Source organism: Oleiphilus sp. HI0061 (assembly GCF_001635675.1).
Genome location: NZ_LWFE01000277.1, coordinates 1 through 1,254, shown reverse-complemented (window position 1 = coordinate 1,254; position 1,254 = coordinate 1). Strand labels below are relative to the sequence as shown.

Here is a 1,254-nt window from a genome sequence, read left to right as displayed (position 1 = left end):
TTTATCGACCAGAACATCATCTTGTGAATAGGTTATTCGTAAGCATTCGGATTTATGCTTCCAATTGTCATCACTTAAGCCCGGAAAAAAGTGATGCCCGGATACAATTAATACACCTTTGTCTTTCAACTTCTCATACAACTCCTGGTTACTTAAGGGGCAATCTTTCAACCATAACCAAATAAACATTGCACCTTCTACTTTATGGATTAAGAAAGGCAGACCCTGAAGTAACTCACATAAAAGGTCGCGCGCTCTTTCAGCTTTAGACAAATAGTAAGGTCTTATTACCTCATTACTTAAGGTGAGTATTCTTTTACTGTCGACTAAATCTTTCGCCATTATGCTGCCGAAGCTACCCGTCGCCAAATTCATAATCGCATTAACTTCCGATAAAGCGCTTATTACCGGCGCATCCGCAATAACGATTCCTGTACGTGCAGCAGGTAAACCGAATTTAGAGAGACTTAGGCACAGGACAATATTTTGGTTCCAGGTTGGTTCTGCATCAGTAAATATAAGGTTTGGAAAAGGCGTGCCGTAAGCACCATCAACAATCAATGGTACTTTATGTTCACGTGCCAACTGGTCTAACTTACTCATCTCTGAGTTTGTAATCACATTTCCCGTCGGATTTGTGGGGCGAGATACGCAGATCGCTCCCGTGCTTTCAGTAATTTGGAACTTCTCGAAGTCGATATGGTATTTAAATGTCTCTGCGTTAATTTCCTCAGTTTTTGGTCTGTTTGATATAAAAAAATCTTCAACCAAACCCGCATCGGAATAGCCAATATATTCGGGAGCAAGTGGTAGCAGAACCTGTTTACTACTACCATCTGAATACTTCCCTGCAAACAAATTGAAGAGCATAAAGAATGCTGCTTGACTGCCGTTTGTTAAAGCAATATTTTGCGGGCCTATATCCCAGCCATATTCAGCTTTAAGTAATGAAGCGAGTGACTTAATGAAGTCCAAATTGCCTTGTGGTGGATCGTAAACACCGATCAGCTGCTGGAAATCGGATGTAGACTCAACAATTTCCAGCAATCTATTTTTAAAATAATCCTGCACTTCCGGAATATGCGCAGGATTGCCTCCCCCCATCATGATTAAACCTGAGTCGCCAGCCAAGGCATTTCCAAGATCTTCCATTAAGCTTGTAATGCCGGCCTTTGAGGTAAACTTATCGCCGAAACTTGAGAACTTCATAAATATAAACACCTAATAACGTGAACAATGGTTTCGCTGCGATGG

1 protein-coding gene is annotated in these 1,254 nt (G+C 41.2%); it reads right to left on the bottom strand.

Features of this window, described 5'->3' with window-relative positions; genetic code table 11:
- On the bottom strand, positions 1 to 1,209 hold a 1,209-nt coding region (locus A3735_RS03585), incomplete at its 3' end, for a valine--pyruvate transaminase (protein ID WP_068637600.1).
- Between the last annotated feature and the right edge of the window lie 45 nt (positions 1,210 to 1,254).